Source organism: Sphingobacterium arenae (assembly GCF_014692505.1).
Lineage (GTDB): Bacteria > Bacteroidota > Bacteroidia > Sphingobacteriales > Sphingobacteriaceae > Sphingobacterium > Sphingobacterium arenae.
Genome location: NZ_JACNYK010000015.1, coordinates 1 through 1,129 on the forward strand (window position 1 = coordinate 1; position 1,129 = coordinate 1,129).

General features: G+C 56.3%; 2 rRNA genes. One reads left to right on the forward strand and one right to left on the reverse strand.

The features are described 5' to 3' along the window. Window positions 1–196, forward strand: a 16S ribosomal RNA gene (locus H8B17_RS20490); the annotation flags it as partial. Between the two features lie 129 nt (window positions 197–325). On the opposite strand, the gene H8B17_RS20495 is transcribed toward H8B17_RS20490, so the two are convergent. Then, window positions 326–1,129 (reverse strand): 16S ribosomal RNA (locus H8B17_RS20495); the annotation flags it as partial.

Here is a 1,129-nt window from a genome sequence, read left to right on the forward strand (position 1 = left end):
TAATCGCAGATCAGCAACGCTGCGGTGAATACGTTCCCGGGGCTTGTACACACCGCCCGTCAAGTCATGAAAGTTGGTAACACCCGAAGCCGGTGGCCTAACCGTTGTGGGGGAGCCGTCGAAGGTGGGACTGGTGATTAGGACTAAGTCGTAACAAGGTAGCCGTACCGGAAGGTGCGGCTGGATCACCTCCTTTCTAAGGAGTTTTTGTGAGTGGAATGTTGGCGTCCTGCCTGTGATGGGTGGGGTTGAGGGCATGCTGTTGGGTTGTGGGGTATCACATGTGTGGTGGCCTGTGCGGTGCTGTGTTGCGTGCGTGTGTGCGTGGTGTGGTGTTCGTGTGGTGGTTGAGAACTGTATAGTGGATGCGAGTATCTTTATTGTTGTATGTGTTTGTGCGACGTGGTGTTGTGCAAAGTTGTGTAGTGCGATCGGTGGATGCCTTGGCACCAAGAGCCGATGAAGGACGTTGTGACCTGCGATAAGCCCTGGGGAGTTGGTGAGCGAGCTGTGATCCGGGGGTGTCCGAATGGGGAAACCTGGAATGTCCTGGCAACAGTGAACAAGGGTTGCGCTCGTTGCGGGACTTAACCCAACATCTCACGACACGAGCTGACGACAGCCATGCACCACCTGTGAACCGACCCCAAAAGAGGCACACCCATCTCTGAGCGCTCCCGATCCATGTCAAACCCAGGTAAGGTTCTACGCGTTGCATCGAATTAATCCGCATGCTCCGCCGCTTGTGCGGGGCCCCGTCAATTCCTTTGAGTTTTAGCCTTGCGGCCGTACTCCCCAGGCGGGGTACTTAAAGCGTTAGCTACGGCACGGAACCCGTGGAATGGACCCCACACCTAGTACCCACCGTTTACAGCGTGGACTACCAGGGTATCTAAGCCTGTTCGCTCCCCACGCTTTCGCTCCTCAGCGTCAGGAAAGGCCCAGAGAACCGCCTTCGCCACTGGTGTTCCTCCTGATATCTGCGCATTCCACCGCTCCACCAGGAATTCCATTCTCCCCTACCTTCCTCAAGTCAACCCGTATCGAAAGCACGCTCAGGGTTAAGCCCCAAGATTACACTTCCGACGCGATCAACCACCTACGGCCCAGACTCCTACGGGAGGCAGCA